Source organism: Nocardia amamiensis NBRC 102102 (assembly GCF_001612745.1).
Taxonomy (GTDB): domain Bacteria; phylum Actinomycetota; class Actinomycetes; order Mycobacteriales; family Mycobacteriaceae; genus Nocardia; species Nocardia amamiensis.
In genome coordinates, this window is record NZ_BDBA01000445.1 from 1 (window position 1) to 1,189 (window position 1,189).

Consider the following 1,189-nt stretch of genomic DNA (forward strand, 5'->3'; position numbering starts at 1 on the left):
CTAGTGCCTCGTCCAAGTAGGTTGCCTCGGTAACCGGGTGTCGGGTTGATCGTGGACTTGTTGCCGGTGATGCTGCCGGTGGAGGTGGTGCCGGTGGCCCGGAGGCCGGAAGTGTTTGTGCGAGCGGTGACCCCGGAGGAGGGGCGGCGGTTGCAGAAGATCACGAAGACGAGCAAACAACCGGTCAGGATGCGACGAGCGATCGTGGTGATGGCCTCGGCCCAGCGGCAGCCGGTTCCCGCGATCGCGAGGTTGATGCAGGTCAGCGAAGCGTATGTGCGGCAGGTGATCCACGATTTCAACGAACGGGGGTTCGAGGCTTTGGACCCAAAATGGAGCGCGGGCAGGCCGCGGAAGGTCGATCGAGCGACGCGTGAACGCATCGCTTGCATCGCCCGGTGCTGCCCGCGGGACCTGGGTTGGCCGTTCTCGACATGGAGCCTGTCGAAACTACGCGAAGTACTGATCAGCAACGGAATCGCCGAGATCAGCCGCGAAACTCTGCGTCAGATCCTCAAGGCCGAGGGGGTGTCGTGGCAGGCGGTCAAGACCTGGAAAGCCGGGACCGATCCCGAGTTCACCGCGAAGATGAACCGGGTTCTGGATCTCTACGACCACCGGCCCACCGGCGGGCGGGTGGTCTGTGTGGACGAGTTCGGACCGCTCAACCTGCAACCGCGTGCTGGTCGTGGTTGGTTCCCTCGCCGGAGTCCGAAACGGTTGCCGGCGACCTACCGGCGCACCCAGGGCGTGCGGCACCTGCTCGGCGCTCTGGATCTATCGACCGGCAAGCTCCACTATCGGATCCGGGATCGGAAGCGATGGCAGGAGTTCCTGTCGTTGCTGAAATCACTGCGGGCGCGCTGGCCTGGCGAAAGGCTTTACGTCATCGTCGACAACTTCTCCCCGCACAAGCGAGCCGAGGTCCGCGCCTGGGCCGCGGTCAACGACGTGGAACTGGTGTTCCTGCCGACGTATTCGTCGTGGTTGAACTGGATCGAAGCCGAATTCGCCGCTCTCCGCTATTTCGCGTTGAACGGAACCGACCACCGCAGCCATGACGAACAGGACGCCGCGATCGGCGCCTACATCCGCTGGTACAACCAGCACGCCCAACCCAAGCGCGAGTTCGCCGTCAACTCCAAGATCCGGCGACCCGATTACCTACCCAAGGTTGCTTGACGAGGCA

At 63.7% G+C, this 1,189-nt stretch carries 1 protein-coding gene; it reads left to right on the forward strand.

Annotation, left to right across the window (positions count from 1 at the left end):
- Positions 1-51 precede the first annotated feature (51 nt).
- Positions 52-1,182, forward strand: a complete 1,131-nt coding sequence (locus NA4_RS38315; protein WP_245671807.1) for an IS630 family transposase — start codon at positions 52-54, stop codon at positions 1,180-1,182.
- Positions 1,183-1,189 lie beyond the last annotated feature (7 nt).